Source organism: Aquabacterium sp., from assembly GCF_034003525.1.
In the GTDB taxonomy this organism is placed as follows: Bacteria; Pseudomonadota; Gammaproteobacteria; order Burkholderiales; family Burkholderiaceae_C; genus Aquabacterium.
The window spans coordinates 87,467-103,759 of record NZ_JAVEYN010000006.1 but is presented as its reverse complement, the minus strand read 5'-3'; the positions used below and the strand labels follow the sequence as shown (position 1 = coordinate 103,759).

Genomic DNA, 16,293 nt, shown 5'->3' with positions numbered 1-16,293 from the left:
CATGGACAGCAAGCCGTCGCCGGGCTCCAGCCTGTGAAGGTGGAATCGCTGATTATAGGAAGGCGCGGCTCAGTCGGGCGTGAGTTGACTGTCGGCAGGCGGGAAGTCGGCCAGCGGCCCCAGTGCCTTGACGTCGCGCTGGAACAGGGGTGGGCTCAGCATGTAGGCGGCCAGCAACCGTCCCAGGGCGGTCAGGGAGTCCTCGTGGGTGCGCTCGTAGCCGTGCGAGGCGTCACAGGCAAAGCACAGCAGGGCGGTGCGGATGTCGTTGCCGGCTTCCACCGCCGAGGCAGCATCGCTGCGGTAGTAGCGAAACACGTCACGGGCGTGCTCGATGGCGTGGTGGCGACACAGTTGCAGCAGGTGCCGGGTCAGGTGCCAGTCAAAGGGGCCGCTGCTGTCCATCATCGAGATGGTGACGCCATATTCAGACGTGTTCTGGCCTTCGGCCACGGTGCCGTTGTCCACCGACACCAGTTCGGAGACATCGCCGCCATGCAGCACGTGCGAGGCACCCACGCCCACTTCTTCCGAAATGGTGAACAGCAGCAGCACGTCCAGCGGCAGCGGTTCGCCATGCCGCAGCACCGCTTCGGCGGCGGCCAGCACGCTCGCCACGCCGGCCTTGTCGTCCAGGTAGCGAGAGTTGATGAAGCCGTTGGCGGCAAACTCCGTGTGGGTGTCGAACGACACGGTGTCCCCCACGCGCACGCCGAGCGTCATCAGGTCGGCCACGCTGGCCACGCGCTCGTCGAGGCGCACCTCCACCTGTGTCCAGTCCACCGGCTGCGTGTCAATTTCCTTGTTGAACGTGTGCCCCGAGGCCTTCAGAGGCAGCACCGTGCCGCGCAGGTTGCCAAAGTCGGCGTAGACGGTGACCCGCTCGCCCTCGGCAAAGCGTGAGGACCAAAAGCCGATGGGTGACAAGGCCAGGCGACCATTGGGCTTGAGGGCCTTGACCATGGCGCCCAGTGTGTCCAGGTGGCTGGCCACCGCGCGCTTGGGGCTGTGCTGCAGCCCCGGCAGCTTGGCGCGGATGGCGCCGCGACGCGTGAGCTGATACTGGATGCCCAGTTCATCGAGCATCTCGCAGACCAGACGCACCACTGCATCGGTCATGCCCGAAGGGCTGGGGGTCTCCAGCAGCCGCCGCAGCACGGATTGCAGATAGGCCGTGTTGATCAGAGGCATGCTCATGTCGGCACGGCCTTCGTCTGCGGGAACAAGAGGTCGACAAAGGCCTGCACGGTGGGCTGGGGCTCGTGATTGGCCAGTCCCGGGCGCTCGTTGGCCTCGATCACCCAGTGGGTGTCCCCGTCGACGCGGGGCACCATGAAGTCCAGGCCGACCACGGGGATGTCCAGCAGGCGCGAGGCTTTCTCGGCCACTTCGCGCAGGTGGGGGTGCAGTTGCGCGGTGACATCGTGGATGGTGCCGCCGGTGTGCAGGTTGGCGGTCTTGCGCACGGTCAGCACGGTGCCGGCCGGCAGGATGCTGTCGAGGGTGTGGCCAGCCAGGCGCACGCAGCGTTCGGTTTCCTCGTCCAGGGGGATGCGGCTTTCGCCGTGGGTGGCCGCTTGCCGGCGACGGCTGTGGCGCTCGATCAGGGTGCGGAGGTCGCTTTCCCCATCGCCGACGACGCAGGCGGGCTGACGGGTGGCGGCGGCGACGACCTGATGGTCGATGACGACGATGCGCAGGTCCTGGCCGGCAACCAGCTCTTCGACGATGACATCGTCGCAGTGCTTGCGGGCCGCTTCAATGGCAGCGGTGACGGCGCTCAGGCCTCGCACATCCACCGAAATGCCCCGGCCTTGCTCGCCCCGGGCGGGCTTGACCACGACGCGTGGATGGCGCTGCAGGAAGGCGTTCAGCTCGGTCGGGCAGGACACGGTGAGTTGCTCGGGGGTGTTCACGCCACCTTGGGCGAGCACACGGCGCGTGACGCGTTTGTCATCGCAGCGGCTCATGGCCACGGCCGAGGTCAGGTCGGACAGCGACTCGCGGCAGGTGATGCTGCGCCCGCCCAGGCTGAGTCGGAAATAGTCGTACTCGGCGTCCAGCACCTCGGCATGGATGCCGCGGCGGCGGGCCTCCTTGACGATGAGCTTGGCGTAGATGTTGAGGCCCTCGTCGCTGTCCGCCCCCACGTACAGCAGCTCATTGATGGGGTTGCGGTTCTTGACGCAGAAAATGGGCACGCGCTGGAAGCCCATTTTTTCGTAGAGCTCGATGGCCTGGGTGTTGTCGTGCATCACGGACAGGTCCATGTGGTGCAGGCCGCGCTGGACAAAGCGCGAGACCAGTTCGCTGACCAGGGCCGGGCCGATGCCAGGGCGCACGCACTGTGGGTCCACCGCCAGTGACCACAGGCTGCTGCCGCGGTCGGGGTCCTGGCAGGCGGCGACATGGTCCACGCCGGTGACCACGCCCAGCACATGCCCGGTGTCCGTCTCTTCGGCCACGAGGAGGATCAGCGGGGCGTGCGTGACGGCCTGCGCCAGGAAGCCTTCGCGCACCGGCACCATTTGGCGGGCGGTGAGGATGCGGTTGATGGCGCCCTCGTCCTCGGGCCGCGCGGGGCGCACCTGCCAGCCTGGGCCTGGACCATGATCCGGCCACGCGGCGGCATCGCTCAGGGTCAGCCGGAAGGTGTGCGAGGGGTCCAGAAACAGCTGTTGCGGCGCCAGGGCCACGAGCACATGCGGGTCGTGGGCATAGAGGGCGACATCGCGTTGCTGCGGGGATTCGGCAATCAGGGCGTCAACGAGGTCGCGCTGGCTGGCGAAGGTCTGGCCCATGAGCAGGCGGCCCCAGCCGCAGTCGATGATGGTGTGCGGGGTCATGTCGTGGTCTCACAGCTGGTGGGTTTGCAGCCACATCTCGAGCAAGGCGACCTGCCACAGGCGGGAGCCACGCAGTGGGGTGAGGTCGCCGTCGGGGTTGGCGAGCAAGCGTGCGATCGCCTCTGGCTGGAACAGGCCCCGCTGTCGGGCGGCCTGGCTGGCCAGCGTGTCGCGCACGAGGTCCAGCACGGGGCCCTCGATGTGCTTGAGGATGGGCACCGGGAAGTAGCCCTTGGGGCGGTCGACCACCTCGTTGGGCAGGTGCCGACGGGCGATGGCCTTGAGCACGCCTTTGCCGCCATCGCCCAGCTTGTCGGCCACGGGCAGGCGGCCGGCCAGCTCGACCAGCTCATGGTCGAGGAAGGGCACGCGGGCCTCCAGGCCCCAGGCCATGGTCATGTTGTCGACCCGTTTGACCGGGTCATCGACCAGCATCACGGTGGTGTCCAGGTGCAGGGCCTTCTCGACGCTGCTGCCGCCGATCCCGCGGAAGTGCTGCGCCACATAGGCTTGGCTCATGCCCTGAGCCTGAACGGCCGGCAGCAGCAACTGCGAGAGTTGCTTGGGGGTGTGGTCAAAAAAGACCTGCTCGTAGGCCGCCGCCGCATTGTCGACGGGCATGGTGGCCAGGTGGGGGTACCAGTGATAGCCGGCAAAGACCTCATCGGCCCCCTGGCCGCTTTGCACGACCTTCGTGTGCTTGGCCACCTCGCGTGAGAGCAGATAGAAGGCGACGTTGTCGTAGCTCACCATCGGCTCGGACATGGCGGCGATGGTGCCGGGCAGCGCGTCCATCAGCTGCGCGGTGGGGATGTGGATGCGGTGGTGCGTGGTGCCAAAGCGTTGGGCGACCAGATCGGAGTACATGAACTCGTCGCCCGCTTCGCCGCCGGCCCCGTCAAAGCCGATGGAGAAGGTCTGCAGGCCCGGTTGCCCCATTTCCGCCAACAGGGCGACGATGAGGCTGGAGTCCACGCCGCCGGACAGCAGCACGCCGACCGGCACGTCGGCCAGGGCGCGGCGCCGCACGGCGGTGCGCAGGGCCTGTTCCACCATGTCCTCGCGCTCGCGGACGGGCAGGGCGGCCAGTTCGGGGTCGGCCTGCACGCGCAATTGCCACCAGGTGTGCAAGCTGCCTTGTCCCTCGCCGTCGATGCTCAGGCTGCTGCCGGGCGGCAGCTTGCGCACGCCCTTGAGGAGCGTCAGCGGTGGGGGCACGACGGCATGCCAGGACAGGTAGTGGTCCAGCGCCATCGGGTCGATGCTGCGGTCCACCTCCGGGTCGCAGATCAGGGCGGGCAGGCTGGAGCCAAAGCGCAGGCCGCCAGGGGTCTGGGCCAGGTACATCGGCTTGATGCCGAAGCGATCTCGTGCCAGGGTGACCCGACCGGTGTCGCGCTCATGCACGACCACCGCGAACATGCCGTGCAGACGTTGCCAGGCGTCCTGACGCCAGGCATGGAAGGCCTTGAGTACGACTTCGGTGTCGCCCGAGGAGGTGAAGCGGTAACCCAGCCCCTCCAGCTCCTGGCGCAGCTCGCGGTAGTTGTAGATGCAGCCGTTGAAGACGAGGGTCAGGCCCAGTTCCCGGTCGACCATGGGTTGCTGGGCGTGCTCGCTCAGGTCGATCACTTTCAGGCGGCGGTGGGCCACGGCGAACGGGCCTTGCTGGAACATGCCGTGGGCGTCCGGGCCACGGGGGGCGATCACGTCGGACATGCGCTGCAAGAGCGCGATATCAGGAGGGCGGCCATCGAAGCGACGGACACCGACAAAGCCACACATGCGGGGCTCCTTCTGCTTGCGCCAGGTGACTCGTGCGAGCCTGGAACGGCAACGCCATCGGCATCGGGAGGGATGCGGCGTCATGCCCGCCTGAAGGACAGGCAGACGGCGCCCGACCGCTTGGCCCACGGGCGGGCGTACCACGAGTTCGGGTGAGCCTGATGAGGCCCAGCCCTGCTGGTGGTCGATGTGCTCAACAAGGGCTTGGAACACATCGGAAATTACTATTGTACAAATGTATTTGGGTGTGTGCAAGCGACGCACCGGGGCGCAGCGGGCCTGTCGCTCGCGATAATGCCGGGCGGCAGTGTTGCCGTGCCGATGTCTGGGCCATGACATGCTCATGAAGCGTTCCCTGCGTCAGCTGACCCGCACCTTCGTGACGGGCCTGCTGGCCGCCTTGCCTTTGTTTGTGACCGCCGCCGTGTTCATCTGGCTGGGGCAGTTGCTGTACGCGTGGCTGGGCCCGAGCAGTCTGGTGGGCAAGGTGTTCGTGAGCCTGGGGATCGGGCTGTCGGGCTCGGTGATGCTGGGCTATGTGCTGGGCGCCTTCATCATCGTGATGGGGGTGTTCGCGCTCGGGCTGCTGGTCGAGGCCGAGTTGCAGCGCGGTCTGGCGCGCTTGGTCAATGCGGTGGTGCGCCGCATCCCGCTGGTGCGCAATGTCTATGACCTGATCCGCCGCTTTGTGGACATGCTCAGCCAGGGCGAAGAGGATGGTCTCAAGACCATGAGCCCGGTCTGGTGCCGCTTTGGCGACAGCGGTGGCGTGAAGGTGCTGGCGCTGCTGTCCAGTCCCGACCCGGTCGAGATCGACGGGCAGCGTCACCTGGCGGTGCTGGTGCCCACGGCGCCGGTGCCGGTGGGCGGCGGCCTGCTGTATGTGCGCGAAGACTGGGTGACGCCTGCCGATGTGGGCATGGACGGGCTGACCAGCATCTATGTGTCGATGGGCGTGACGTCCAGCCAGGTGCTGGGACGCGGTTAGGCCGGCGCGAAGGGCGCGGCGCCGACCGCGTGAGTCCCGATCAGGCCAGGCCTTCGGCCTTGAGGGCGCGTTGCACGGCCGGACGGGCGGCGACGCGGGCCAGGAAGGCCGTGATGTTCGGCCAGGCGCTCAGGTCGAGTTGGACGAACTTGGCCCAGCCGACCACAGTGAACAGGTAGGCGTCGGCCACGCTGAAGGTGTTGCCCAGCAGGAAGTCGCGACCGGCGAGCTGGTCGTTGACGTAGCCCAGGCGGCGCTGCAGGTTGGCGGTGGCCAGGCTCTTCATCTCGGGTGTGGCGGCCGGGTTGAAGAAGGGGCTGAAGTTCTTGTGGACTTCGGTGCCGATGAAAGTCAGCCAGCTTTGCAGCTGGTAGCGGGCCTTGCTGCCGTTGGCCGGGGCCAGGTTCAGCTCGGGGGCCTGGTCGGCCAGGTATTGCAGGATGGCGGGGCCTTCGGTGAGCAGTTCACCGTCGTCGAGCAGCAGGGCGGGCACATAGCCCTTGGGGTTGATGGCCCAGAAATCGGCGCCACTGGCGGTGACCTTCTTGGCCAGGTCGACGGCTTCGGTCTCGTAAGGACGACCGATTTCTTCGAGGACGATGTGCGAGGCCAGCGAGCAGGAGCCGGGTTTCAGGAACAGTTTCATCAGGGTTCTCCGTGGGTGAGCAGGGTCACAAGGGCTTGCGGCGCATTGTGACCGAGCGGGTTTGCCCACAGACGGCACTGGGATTTGGTGCGCGGTGCCGCACGCTGGAGCGGTCTCACTCGTCGCTCAGGTGCGGGATCGTGCCTTCGGCCGGGTCGCCCGTGTCGGGGTCAACCCAGTCGGCGATGCCGATCTCGGCCGAGACCTCCTGGATGTCGCCTTCCGGGGTGGGGGCGTCCTCGTCGGCCGCATGCATGTCGGCCCAGGCGGCGCGGGCGCTCTCGAAGGGGCCGTTTTCGATGCGACCCCCTTCGCTCAACCAGTGGTAGCCATCGGGGCGCAGCACGATGCGGGGATCGTTGACATCGAGGGCATCGGCCTCGGCGAAGTCTTCGGTGGGCAGGCGGGGCATCGGCATCGCACATCTCCGGTTCAGGCGGCTGACGCGATCATTGTGAGCCTGTGCGGAGTCGGCGTCGAGTCTTGTCAGACGGGCCGATGCGGTGTACAGCATCGCGATGGGGGGGCGAGGCGGCGCCGGCTCGGTGTAAGGTGTGAGACAGGGCCCAGCCCTGATCACGACTTGAAGAGGGAGACCGCCATGCGAACCTTGTACCTGCTGCTCTTGCTGCTTGCGGCCATGCTGGCGGCCGTCACGCTCATGAACTGGCCGGCTTTTGTCACGCCGACCGAGCTGTCGCTGGGCTTCACGACGGCGGCCGTGCCGCTGGGCCTGCTGTTGCTGAGCCTGCTCGTGCTGCTGACGGTGGTCTTCCTGGTGCACGCGGTGTATTTGCAGGGCACGGTCTTGCTCGACACCCGTCGCCACACGAAAGAGCTGCAGTCCCACCGCGAGCTGGCCGACAAGGCCGAGGCGTCGCGTTTCACCGCCTTGCGCGAGTTCATCGCGGCCGAACTGGCGACGCAGGCGGCGCGCCAAGCCGAGGCGCAGCAGGCCCTGCTGGCCCGCATCGCCGAGCTGGAGCAGGCCACGCAGACCCTCACCGAGCAGACCGGCAATTCGCTGGCCGCGAGCATCGGTGAGCTGGAAGACCGGCTGGAGCGCGGGCTGCCGGCGCCGGAGCGCTGAGCGTCAATCCGTCGTTCCAGGCGGAGGCCTGAGGGGCCGAGGCGGCCCTCAGCCGGCGCGCACCAACTGACCGGCTTGCAGGCGCCAGATTTCGTCGCCTGCGCTCAGGCTGTGCTCGCGGTGCGTGATGATGAAGCGGCCGCAGCCCAGGGCGTTGATGGCCTGCTGCACCTGGGCTTCGGTGTCGAAGTCGAGGTGGCTGGTGTACTCGTCGAGCAGCAGGAAGCGCGGCTGCTTGTAGAGCGCGCGCGCCAGCAGCAGGCGCTGCTTTTGCCCGCCGGACAGGGTGGCGCCCATGCCGCCCACCAGGGTCTGGTAGCCCATGGGCATGCGCTCGATGTCGTCGTGGATGCAGGCCAGCTTGGCGGCGGCCATCACCTTGTCGTGGCTGGCCTCCTGGTCGTTCATGGCGATGTTGTCGTAGATCGAGCACGAGAACAGCTGGTCGTCCTGGAACACCGTGCCCAGCACCGAGCGGAAGGCTTCGGCGCCCAGGCGCTGGATGGGCACGCCGTTGAGCAGCACCTCGCCCGACTCCGGGATGACCTGGCCGGACAGCACCTTGAGCAGGGTTGATTTGCCGCAGCCCGACGGCCCGACGATGGCCACGGCCTGACCGGTGTGCAGGCTCAGGTTGAGCTCGTGCAGCACGGGCTCCTCACCGGCTGAGTAGCGGAAGGTCACGTTGCGCATCTCCAGCGTCATCGGCGCATCGGCTTGCAGCGAGGCGGCCGCGTGGGCGGGTGAGGGCGCCTCGGCTTCGGTCAGCACGATGTCGGCCAGGCGCTCACCCTGGAGCTTGAGCAGGCGCAGGTTGATGACGCGCTCCAGCAGTTCGCTGGCGCGTTGCAGGAACTGGCCCTTGTAGGCGAGGAAGGCCACCAGCATGCCGATGGTGAACTTCTCTTCGATGATGAGGGTGCCGGCCAGGTACAGGATCAGGCCGCCTTCCACCGCGCTGATGGTGCCGTTGACGAACTCGTAGAAGATGCCGATGCGCTCTTGCTTGACCTGGGCGTTGACCATCGAAGCCTGCTGGTTCATCCAGCCGCCCACGCGCCAGTTGGGGCGGGCAAAGAACTTGATGGCCGAGATGCCGCGCAGGCTCTCGAGCAGGAAGGTCTGGATCGTGGCGTCGCGCACGATCAGCTCTTCGGTGGCCTGGCGGTAGGGCTTGAAGACGGCAAAGCGCACCAGCGCCTGCAGCACCGCCACCGCCAGCACGATGCCCGCCAGCATGGGGCTGTACAGGAACATCAGGCCCAGCGTGATCAGGCTGACGACACCGTCGAGCACGGTCTCGATCAGGTTGGTGGTGATCGTGTCCTGGATGTGGCCGACGGAGGCAAAGCGCGACATCACGTCGCCCGTGTGGCGCTTGTCAAAGTAGGACAGCGGCAGCTTGAGCAGGTAGCGAAAGACATTGGTGCTCGAAGAGATCTTCCACGACAGGCTCGCGCCCAGCACGATCCAGCCGCGCAGCAGGCGCGTGCACAAGGCCATGAAGGCCAGCAGGAACATCGCGATGCACAGCACGGTGAGCAGCGGCGTGTCGCGGGTCACGACCACGTCGTCGATCACCCACTGGCTGAGCATGGGCATGAGGATGCTGAAGGTCTCCAGCACGATGGACAGCACCGCCATCTGCGCGAAGGCGCGCCACAGGCCCTGCTGGCCGGCAAACAGCACGCGCAGGTCGAAGGGTGTCTTCTCGGTCTTCTTCTCGAAGCCCTGGGTGGGGGCCAGCTCCAGCGCCACGCCGGTGAAATGGGGGCTGGCCTCCTTGAGCGTGAGCGTGCGCTCACCTACCGCCGGGTCGAGCACGGTGATGCGCTTGGCATCGGCGCGCACCAGCACCACGAAGTGATTGAGGTCCCAGTGCAGGATGCAGGGCACCTGCAGCTGGGGCAGCTCTTCAAGCTCCAGACGCAGGGCGCGGTTGGCCAGCCCCATCTGGTCGGCGATCTGCATCAGGCGGCCCAGGGTGGCACCGCGCGAGGACATCTCGAAGCGGCGGCGCAGGGTCAACAGGTCGGTGTCATGACCGTGGGCGCTGGCGATCATGGCCAGGCAGGCCAGGCCGCACTCGGCCGCCTCCGATTGCAGGATCATCGGCACACGACGGCGGGGCCACAGAGAAAGCAGGTTCATGCGGGTCTCGGATGAAGGATCGCGTCAGGGTTCGCGTTCACAGCTTGCCGGTGAAGGCCAACAGCGGGTCGAGCATCCAGCGGATCAGGCTGCGGCGGTCGATTTCGACGTCGGCGGTGAGGGTGAGGCCGGGGCGCAGCGGGATCTCGGTGCCATAGGCTTTCACGGTCGAGGCGTCGAGTCGCACGCGCACCAGGAAGTAGGCGCGCCGGTCTTGCTTGTCGGGGTTGGCGGCCATGGGCACATCGGTCTGCGAGACGCTGTGCACCACGCCGTGGTACTGGCCGAAGCGCTGGTAGGGGAAGGCGTCGTAGCTGACGCGCACGCGCTGGCCGGCCTGGATGAAGCCGATGGCGGTGCTGGGCACGTAGAGCACGGCGGTCATGGGCGAGTCGGCGGGCACGATGGCCACAACGCTGGCGCCGGCTGCCACGCTCTGGCCTGGGGTGACGAGCAGGTTGGTGACGGTGCCGGTGATCGGGGCGGTGAGCACGGTCTGGCCGGCGCTTTGGCGCTGCACCTCTTCCTGCTGCAGGGTGAGCAGGTCGCGGTCGAGGCCGGCCTGGGTGACGCGGTGCTCGGCACCCACGCGTGTGCGCTCTTCGCGGGCCAGGGCCACGTCGGCCAGGGCGGCGCTGTGCTGGCGCTCCAGGGCCTGCAGGCGGGCGCTCTGGTCGAGCAGGGCCTGGCGTTGCTGCTCATACTGCAGCTCGGAGACGATGCGCTCGGCCAGCAGTGGCTGCAACTGGTCGAGCAGCTTGCGGGACGAGGCCACCTGCTGGCTTTGCAGGCGGATCTCTTCGCTCAGCGAGTCGGCGTTGCGCTGGCCCTGGGCGATGCGCTGGTCCAGTCCGGCCCAGGTGGCCAGCATGGCGCGCTGCTGCGCCTCGGTCTGGGTCTGCACCTGCTGGCGGCGGCCTTGCAGGTTGGTGCTGAGCAGGGCCTGGGTGCTGCCGGCATCGGTCTGGCGGTCGTGGCTCAGGGCGATCAGGGGCTGGCCGGCTTGCACCAACTGGCCGTCTTTGACCAGCACGCGCTGCACCAGGCCGGCCTCGGGTGGCACGACCGTGGCCACACCATCGCGGGCCTGGATGGCGCCTTGCACGCGCTCCTTCTTGGTGTAGCTGCCGAAAATGAGCAGCAGCAGCACGCCCAGCGCCAGGGCCGCGAAAAAGAGGGTCAGGCGGGTGGCGCCCACCGGGCGGATGCGCAAGGCCGGGCCGGCGCTGTTGTCGGCGCGGGCAGCCAGGGCCTCCTGGCGAAAAAGGTCGTGAGCGGGTGAGCTCATGGGCGGGACTCCGTCAGGGCCTGGGGGTCGAGCTGGGCGCTCAGCGGGGCCACGTGCGCGGCGTCGAGCCGGTCGAGCTGGGCCAGGATGTCGATGTGGGCGCTCAGGGCGGTGACGCGGGCGGTCACCAGGCTCTGGCGGGCGCTGTAGATCTGCTGCTGCGCGTTGAGCAGGTCGAGGTTGGTGCGCAGCCCGGCCACAAAGGCCTTGTGGACGGCGGCATGCGTGGCGGTCGCGGTGGCCTCGACGTCTTGCTGGGCGGCGATGACCGATTGCGCCTGGGCCCGGCGCTGGTAGGCGTCGCGCAGGCTGGTGTGCACCTCGGTTTCGATCTGGTCGAGCTGGGCCTGGGCGCGGGTGAGCAGGGCGGTGGCTTCCTGCACGCGGCCTTGCTGGTAGCCGCCGGTGAACAGGGGCCAGTTGAGTTGCACGCCGATGGCTTCGGTGCGCACGTTCTGGCGCTCGGTGATGCCTTCGAAGCGCTGGGTCTGGCGGGTGCGGCTGGCCGAGGCCACGGCATCGACGGTGGGCTGCCACGCCTCGGCCTGCCGGGCTGATTCGGTGGCGCGGGCGGCGGTGAGGCCGGCCTGGGCGTCGAGCCACTGCGGGTTGGCCTGCACGGCCTGGTCCAGGGCCTCGCTCAGGGGGGGCAGGTCGGAGGGCAGGGCCGAGGTTTGGGCGCTCAGGCCCGCGGCGGTGCGCACCTCGGTCTGGCCGCTCAGGCGCGCCACGGTGAGGCGCTGGGTGGCGGCGCGCATGCTGAGCTCGCGGATGCTGGCGCGCACCTGGTCGATGCGGGTGCGGGTTTCGAGCTGTTCGAGCACCGTGCCCAGGCCGGCCTGCAGGCGCCGGTCGTTGATGTGCAACTGCGCCTGCAGCAGGGCCAGCTGGGCCTCGGCCAGGCGCCGCTGTTCAGCGGCCTCGGCGGCAGCCAGGTAGGCCAGGCTCAGTTCACGCGCGACCGTGGTGCGCTGGGCGCGGGCCTGCCAGCGCGACTGCTCGGTCACGGCTGCCTGCGCCTGGGCGCTGGCGCGCTCGGCAGCCCGCCACAGGGGCAAGGTGGTGCTCAGGGTGATGGCCGAGGCCGGGGTGCGGCTGTCGAGCCCGTTGTAGGTTTGCTGCTGGGTGCTGCTGCTGGCGTTGAGTTCCACCCGGGGCATCCAGGCGGCGGCCCAGGCCTGACGCTGCTGGGCTTGTGCAGCTTGCACATTCGCATCGGCCACGCGGTTGGCGGCCGCCTGTTGCTGCGCGGCTTGCAGCAGATCGGGCCAGGCGCTGGCCCACAGGGTCTCGCTGGCGGCCTCGGTTGACAGGGCGCCAGCCGGGGACTGGCTCAGCGTGAACGTCCATTTCAGGCTGTGGGCCGGCCCAGCTTGGGCGAGCGCAGGGCAGCCGAGCCCGCTCATCAGGCTCAGCCCGCCGATCCATCCCACACACTGCACACGTACTCGGTGCGCCCACCACTGCAAAGGCGACATGCCGTCCACGTTCCCGCACCAATGACAAAAGGCCGCCGAGGCGGCCCGTCGATGCACAGGCCAAAGTGGCCTGCGACATCAGGTGAAGACGCCTCAGGCGGCCTTCGGCTTGGTGATCGAGGCGATCAGCTTGGTGATGGCGCTTTCGATCAGGGGCTTCAGGTAGGGCGACAGGGCAGCGATCACCTGGGTGATGGTCTTGTCGGTGGACGACACGAACAGGCCGGTGGCCGGCTTGCCGTTCAGGGCGTCAAGCACTTGGCCGATGGACAGGCCGCCGTTGACTGCTGCGATTTCTTGTTGGTTCAGGGTGCGCATGAGAGCTCCGTGGATGATTTGGGTTGCGAGGGTGTCGCCACCCAACACAACCTTGGTGGCGTGCGCTCACTGTACGGATCGAACGGGGCTCGTTAAGCTGGGGTTGGTGTGGGCGCAGGCCCCAGCAGGGGTGATTTCACGCGCCCGCCCCCGCGGTCATGGGGGCGGCGGGCCTGGGGTTAACGCGAGAGGTTTGCAGATGACGCACGCGTCATGCCGTCAGTCCTCGTCGGCCGGGCCGTGGCCGCCTTGCTCCGCGTCGATGGCCTTCATGTTGTCCAGCAGTTTGAGCAGGTAGTGCACCGTGTGCGTGAGGTCACTGTTGGAGAAGCCGTCCAGCGCCTGCGCGTAGTAGCGCTGGATCTTGGGGGCCGCCTGTTCGAGCCAGACCCGGCGCCCCGAGTCCGTCATGGTGACCAGGCGAGAGCGGCGATCCCGTCCGTCGGGGTCGCTGCGCACATGGCCGTCGCGCTCCATGCGGCTGATCAGGCCTGAGAGGTTCTGGCGGCTGACCATCAGGAAGCGGGCCAGGTCGCCCATGCTGATGCCGTTTTGGGTGTCGGGGCGCGACAGGGCCCCCAGCACGGCCCACTGCTGGGTGGTCAGCCCTTCACTTTCCACGGCCTTGGTGCCTGTTTTGTGCAACATGTTGGCGCATTGATATAGGCGAAAGAAGAGGCGATTGGCCTGCTCCATCCGACCAATGTCGCCGATATCATTAGGGAAAACCATAGAAGTTCCGTTCAATTAGATGCTTGCGGAAAGATAGGCGCAGGACTAATATTAGTCAACACATTGACATAATTGGCGCAGATCAGTCGTGACTACTGCGCAGCATATCAACCCTCACCCTGGATGGAGAACCCCATGGCAAACTTTGAAGGCAAGACCGTGATCGTGACTGGCGGCGGCGGCGGCATCGGCGGCGCGACCAGCAAGCGCTTCGCCAAGGACGGCGCCAAGGTCGCGGTGTTCGACATGAACGTCGAAGCCGCACAGAAGGTGGTCGACGAGATCAAGGCTGCCGGCGGCGTGGCCCAAGCCTTCAAGTGCAACATCACCGATCGCACTGAAGTCGATGCCGCCGTGGCCGCTGCCGAAGCCGCCCTGGGCCCCATCGCCGTGCTGGTCAACAACGCCGGCTGGGACGTCTTCAAGCCCTTCGTCAAGACCGTGCCCGCCGAGTGGGACAAGCTGATCGCCATCAACCTGACCGGCGCCCTGCACATGCTGCACGCGGTGCTGCCCGGCATGGCCGAGCGCAAGTACGGCCGCATCGTGAACGTCGCCTCGGACGCCGCCCGCGGTGGTTCGTCCGGTGAAGCCGTCTATTCCGCCTGCAAGGGCGGTTTGGTGGCCCTGTCCAAGACCCTGGCGCGTGAGCATGCCCGTCAAAGCATCACCGTCAACGTCGTGTGCCCCGGCCCGACCGACACCGCCCTGCTGGCGGGCGTGGCCGAAGGTGCACGCGATCCGGCCAAGCTGATCGAAGCGTTCAAGAGCGCCATCCCCCTGGGCCGTCTGGGTCAGCCCGACGACCTGGCCAGCGCCATCGCCTTCTTCGGCAGCGACGACGCGGGCTTCATCACCGGTCAGGTGATCTCCGTCTCCGGCGGTCTGACCATGCACGGTTGAGCCGATCGCATCTCATCCAACCTCATTCCAAGCGAGAACACCATGACTGTTGAATTCGAAGACATCCTGTACGAAGTGCGTAACCGTGTGGCGTGGATCACCATCAACCGCCCCGACAAGATGAACTCGTTCCGCGGCCAGACCTGCGACGAAATCATCAAGGCCCTGAACAAGGCCGGTTACGACCGTGAAGTTGGTTGCATCGTGCTGGCCGGCGCGGGCGACCGTGCCTTCTGCACCGGCGGCGACCAGTCGGCCCACAACGGCAACTACGACGGCCGCGGCACCATCGGCCTGCCGATGGAAGAGCTGCACACCGCCATCCGTGACGTGCCCAAGCCCGTGATCGCCCGCGTGCAAGGCTACGCCATCGGCGGCGGCAACGTGCTGTGCACCATCTGTGACCTGACCATCGCTTCCGAGAAGGCCATCTTCGGCCAGGTCGGTCCCAAGATGGGCTCGGTCGACCCTGGCTACGGCACCGCTTTCCTGGCCCGCGTGGTCGGCGAAAAGAAGGCCCGCGAAATCTGGTACCTGAACAAGCGCTACTCCGGCGCAGAAGCCGTGGCCATGGGGCTGGCCAACGCCGTCGTGCCGCACGACCAGCTCGACGCCACCGTGCAGGAATGGGCCGAGACGATCTGCGAACGCAGCCCGACCGCCATCGCCATCGCCAAGCGCAGCTTCAACATGGACACCGCGCACCAGAGCGGCATCGCCGGCATGGGCATGTACGCGCTGAAGTTGTACTACGACACCGAAGAGTCGCGTGAAGGCGTCAACGCGCTGAAGGAAAAGCGTCAGCCGGACTTCCGCAAGTACGCCAAGTAAGCGCACGGACGACACGCACGTATTTTGGAGACTGAGAGATGAACCCGAACCCGTATATCAACGAAGACCTGCAGGCGCTGGCCGAGACGGCCCGCCGTTTTGCGACCGAGCGCGTGGCGCCCGGTTTTCTGGAGCGCGACAAGACCCGCGACCTCAATCGCGAGCTGCTGCGCGAAATGGGTGAACTCGGGTTCATCTGCCCTGAACTGCCCGAAGAATTCGGCGGGCTGGGCATGGGCTGTCTGGCTGCGGGTGTGATCCACGAAGAGATCGCCCGTGCCGACCTCAGCTTCTCTTACCTGAACCTGCTGGCCTCGCTCAACGGCCAGATCCTGTCCAAGTACGGCAACCCCGAGGTTGTCGGCCCCTGGTTGCGCAAGCTGACCAAGGGTGAGGCCATCTGCTGTATCGCCCTGACCGAACCGCGTGGCGGCTCGGACGCGGCCAACCTGCGCCTGCGCATCGAGCGTGACGGCGACTTCTACGTCATCAACGGCGAGAAGACCTCCATTTCTGCCGCCGACCAGGCCGACATCGCGGTCGTGTTCGGTCGCACCGGCAAGCCGGAAGACGGTGCCCATGGCGTGACCGCCGTGATGGTCCCGATGGACACCCCGGGCCTGACCACCAACCGCTTCGACTGCCATGGCCAGCGTGCCATCGGCCGCGGTTCGATCTTCTTCGAGAACGTGCGCGTGCCCGTCAGCCACCGCCTGGGCGAAGAGAACAAGGGCTTCGTGCAGGTGATGCACGGCTTCGACTTCTCGCGCTCGCTGATCGGTCTGCAGTGCCTGGCCGTGGCCCGCGTCGCGCTCGAAGAAACCTGGGAATACATCACCCAGCGTGAAGCCTTCGGCAAGACCCTGTCCAACTTCCAGGGCGTGACCCACCCGCTGGCCCAGTTCGACACCGAAGTCGAAGGCGCCCGCCTGCTGTGCCTGCAAGGCCTGTGGTTGAAGGACCAGGGCCTGCCGCACACGGCGGAAGCCGGCATGGCCAAGTGGTGGGGTCCCAAGCTGGCCTACGACGTGATCCACCAGTGCCTGCTGTGCTACGGCCATGGTGGCTACGACCGCGGTCTGATGGAACAGCGCCTGCGTGACGTGCTGGGCTTCCAGATCGGTGACGGTACCGCCCAGATCATGAAGACCATCGTGGCCCGCGTGCGCGCTGGTCGCAAGAACGTGCCGGCCTAAAGCCGGTGGCGGCCGGGCTGACAGCTCATCAGCCGCCCAGA

15 protein-coding genes are annotated in these 16,293 nt (G+C 67.2%); 5 read left to right on the top strand and 10 right to left on the bottom strand.

The window, feature by feature from the left end; all coding sequences use genetic code 11:
• Positions 1-69: 69 nt before the first annotated feature.
• Genes RBT42_RS05560 through RBT42_RS05550 form a run of 3 tightly spaced genes read right to left on the bottom strand, consistent with a single transcriptional unit; the run spans position 70 to position 4,631 of the window.
• Positions 70-1,197 carry an osmoprotectant NAGGN system M42 family peptidase gene (locus RBT42_RS05560; protein ID WP_320362930.1) on the bottom strand — a complete coding sequence of 376 codons (1,128 nt, stop codon included), beginning with the start codon at positions 1,195-1,197 and terminating at the stop codon, positions 70-72.
• Positions 1,194-2,846 (bottom strand): N-acetylglutaminylglutamine synthetase, encoded by a 1,653-nt coding sequence (gene ngg, locus RBT42_RS05555; RefSeq protein WP_320362928.1) that lies wholly within the window; start codon positions 2,844-2,846, stop codon positions 1,194-1,196. Before ngg ends, RBT42_RS05560 begins: the two co-directional genes overlap by 4 nt.
• A gap of 9 nt (positions 2,847-2,855) precedes the next feature.
• On the bottom strand, positions 2,856-4,631 hold the full coding sequence (locus RBT42_RS05550) for an N-acetylglutaminylglutamine amidotransferase (RefSeq protein ID WP_320362926.1): 1,776 nt from the start codon (positions 4,629-4,631) through the stop codon (positions 2,856-2,858).
• A 343-nt stretch (positions 4,632-4,974) separates the two neighbouring features.
• Between RBT42_RS05550 and RBT42_RS05545 the strand changes: the two genes are divergently transcribed.
• Positions 4,975-5,619 (top strand): DUF502 domain-containing protein, encoded by a 645-nt coding sequence (locus RBT42_RS05545; protein ID WP_320362924.1) that lies wholly within the window; start codon positions 4,975-4,977, stop codon positions 5,617-5,619.
• A gap of 40 nt (positions 5,620-5,659) precedes the next feature.
• Here RBT42_RS05545 and gstA read toward each other — a convergent pair whose 3' ends face one another.
• Together gstA and RBT42_RS05535 are read right to left on the bottom strand one after the other, a co-directional pair.
• Positions 5,660-6,265, bottom strand: a complete 606-nt coding sequence (gene gstA, locus RBT42_RS05540) for a glutathione transferase GstA (protein ID WP_320362922.1) — start codon at positions 6,263-6,265, stop codon at positions 5,660-5,662.
• 115 nt (positions 6,266-6,380) lie between these two features.
• Complete coding sequence (locus RBT42_RS05535; RefSeq protein ID WP_320362920.1) at positions 6,381-6,683, bottom strand: hypothetical protein; 303 nt, start codon at positions 6,681-6,683, stop codon at positions 6,381-6,383.
• A gap of 183 nt (positions 6,684-6,866) precedes the next feature.
• Here RBT42_RS05535 and RBT42_RS05530 point away from each other — a divergent pair, with 183 nt between their 5' ends.
• Positions 6,867-7,355, top strand: a complete 489-nt coding sequence (locus tag RBT42_RS05530; RefSeq protein ID WP_320362918.1) for a LapA family protein — start codon at positions 6,867-6,869, stop codon at positions 7,353-7,355.
• Positions 7,356-7,403: 48 nt separating this feature from the next.
• Here the strand turns inward: RBT42_RS05530 and RBT42_RS05525 are convergent, their stop codons facing one another.
• From RBT42_RS05525 to RBT42_RS05505, 5 genes are all read right to left on the bottom strand, one after another.
• Positions 7,404-9,506 (bottom strand): peptidase domain-containing ABC transporter, encoded by a 2,103-nt coding sequence (locus RBT42_RS05525; RefSeq protein ID WP_320362916.1) that lies wholly within the window; start codon positions 9,504-9,506, stop codon positions 7,404-7,406.
• Between the two features lie 37 nt (positions 9,507-9,543).
• Positions 9,544-10,794 (bottom strand): HlyD family secretion protein, encoded by a 1,251-nt coding sequence (locus RBT42_RS05520; protein WP_320362914.1) that lies wholly within the window; start codon positions 10,792-10,794, stop codon positions 9,544-9,546.
• Positions 10,791-12,272 (bottom strand): TolC family protein, encoded by a 1,482-nt coding sequence (locus RBT42_RS05515; protein WP_320362912.1) that lies wholly within the window; start codon positions 12,270-12,272, stop codon positions 10,791-10,793. Before RBT42_RS05515 ends, RBT42_RS05520 begins: the two co-directional genes overlap by 4 nt.
• 93 nt (positions 12,273-12,365) lie before the next feature.
• Positions 12,366-12,590, bottom strand: a complete 225-nt coding sequence (locus RBT42_RS05510) for a hypothetical protein (RefSeq protein ID WP_320362910.1) — start codon at positions 12,588-12,590, stop codon at positions 12,366-12,368.
• 219 nt (positions 12,591-12,809) lie between these two features.
• Complete coding sequence (locus tag RBT42_RS05505; protein WP_413785858.1) at positions 12,810-13,322, bottom strand: MarR family winged helix-turn-helix transcriptional regulator; 513 nt, start codon at positions 13,320-13,322, stop codon at positions 12,810-12,812.
• 135 nt (positions 13,323-13,457) lie between these two features.
• Between RBT42_RS05505 and badH the strand changes: the two genes are divergently transcribed.
• From badH to aliB, 3 genes are read left to right on the top strand one after another with little or no spacing between them, the layout of a single operon-like run.
• Positions 13,458-14,225 carry a 2-hydroxycyclohexanecarboxyl-CoA dehydrogenase gene (gene badH, locus RBT42_RS05500; RefSeq protein WP_320362908.1) on the top strand — a complete coding sequence of 256 codons (768 nt, stop codon included), beginning with the start codon at positions 13,458-13,460 and terminating at the stop codon, positions 14,223-14,225.
• Positions 14,226-14,267: 42 nt separating this feature from the next.
• Entirely contained in the window at positions 14,268-15,056 is a 789-nt protein-coding gene (badI, locus tag RBT42_RS05495) for a 2-ketocyclohexanecarboxyl-CoA hydrolase (protein WP_320362906.1), read from the top strand.
• Between the two features lie 38 nt (positions 15,057-15,094).
• A complete protein-coding gene (aliB, locus tag RBT42_RS05490; RefSeq protein WP_320362904.1) occupies positions 15,095-16,252 on the top strand; it encodes a cyclohexanecarboxyl-CoA dehydrogenase in 1,158 nt (385 codons plus the stop codon).
• The last annotated feature ends 41 nt before the right edge of the window (positions 16,253-16,293 follow it).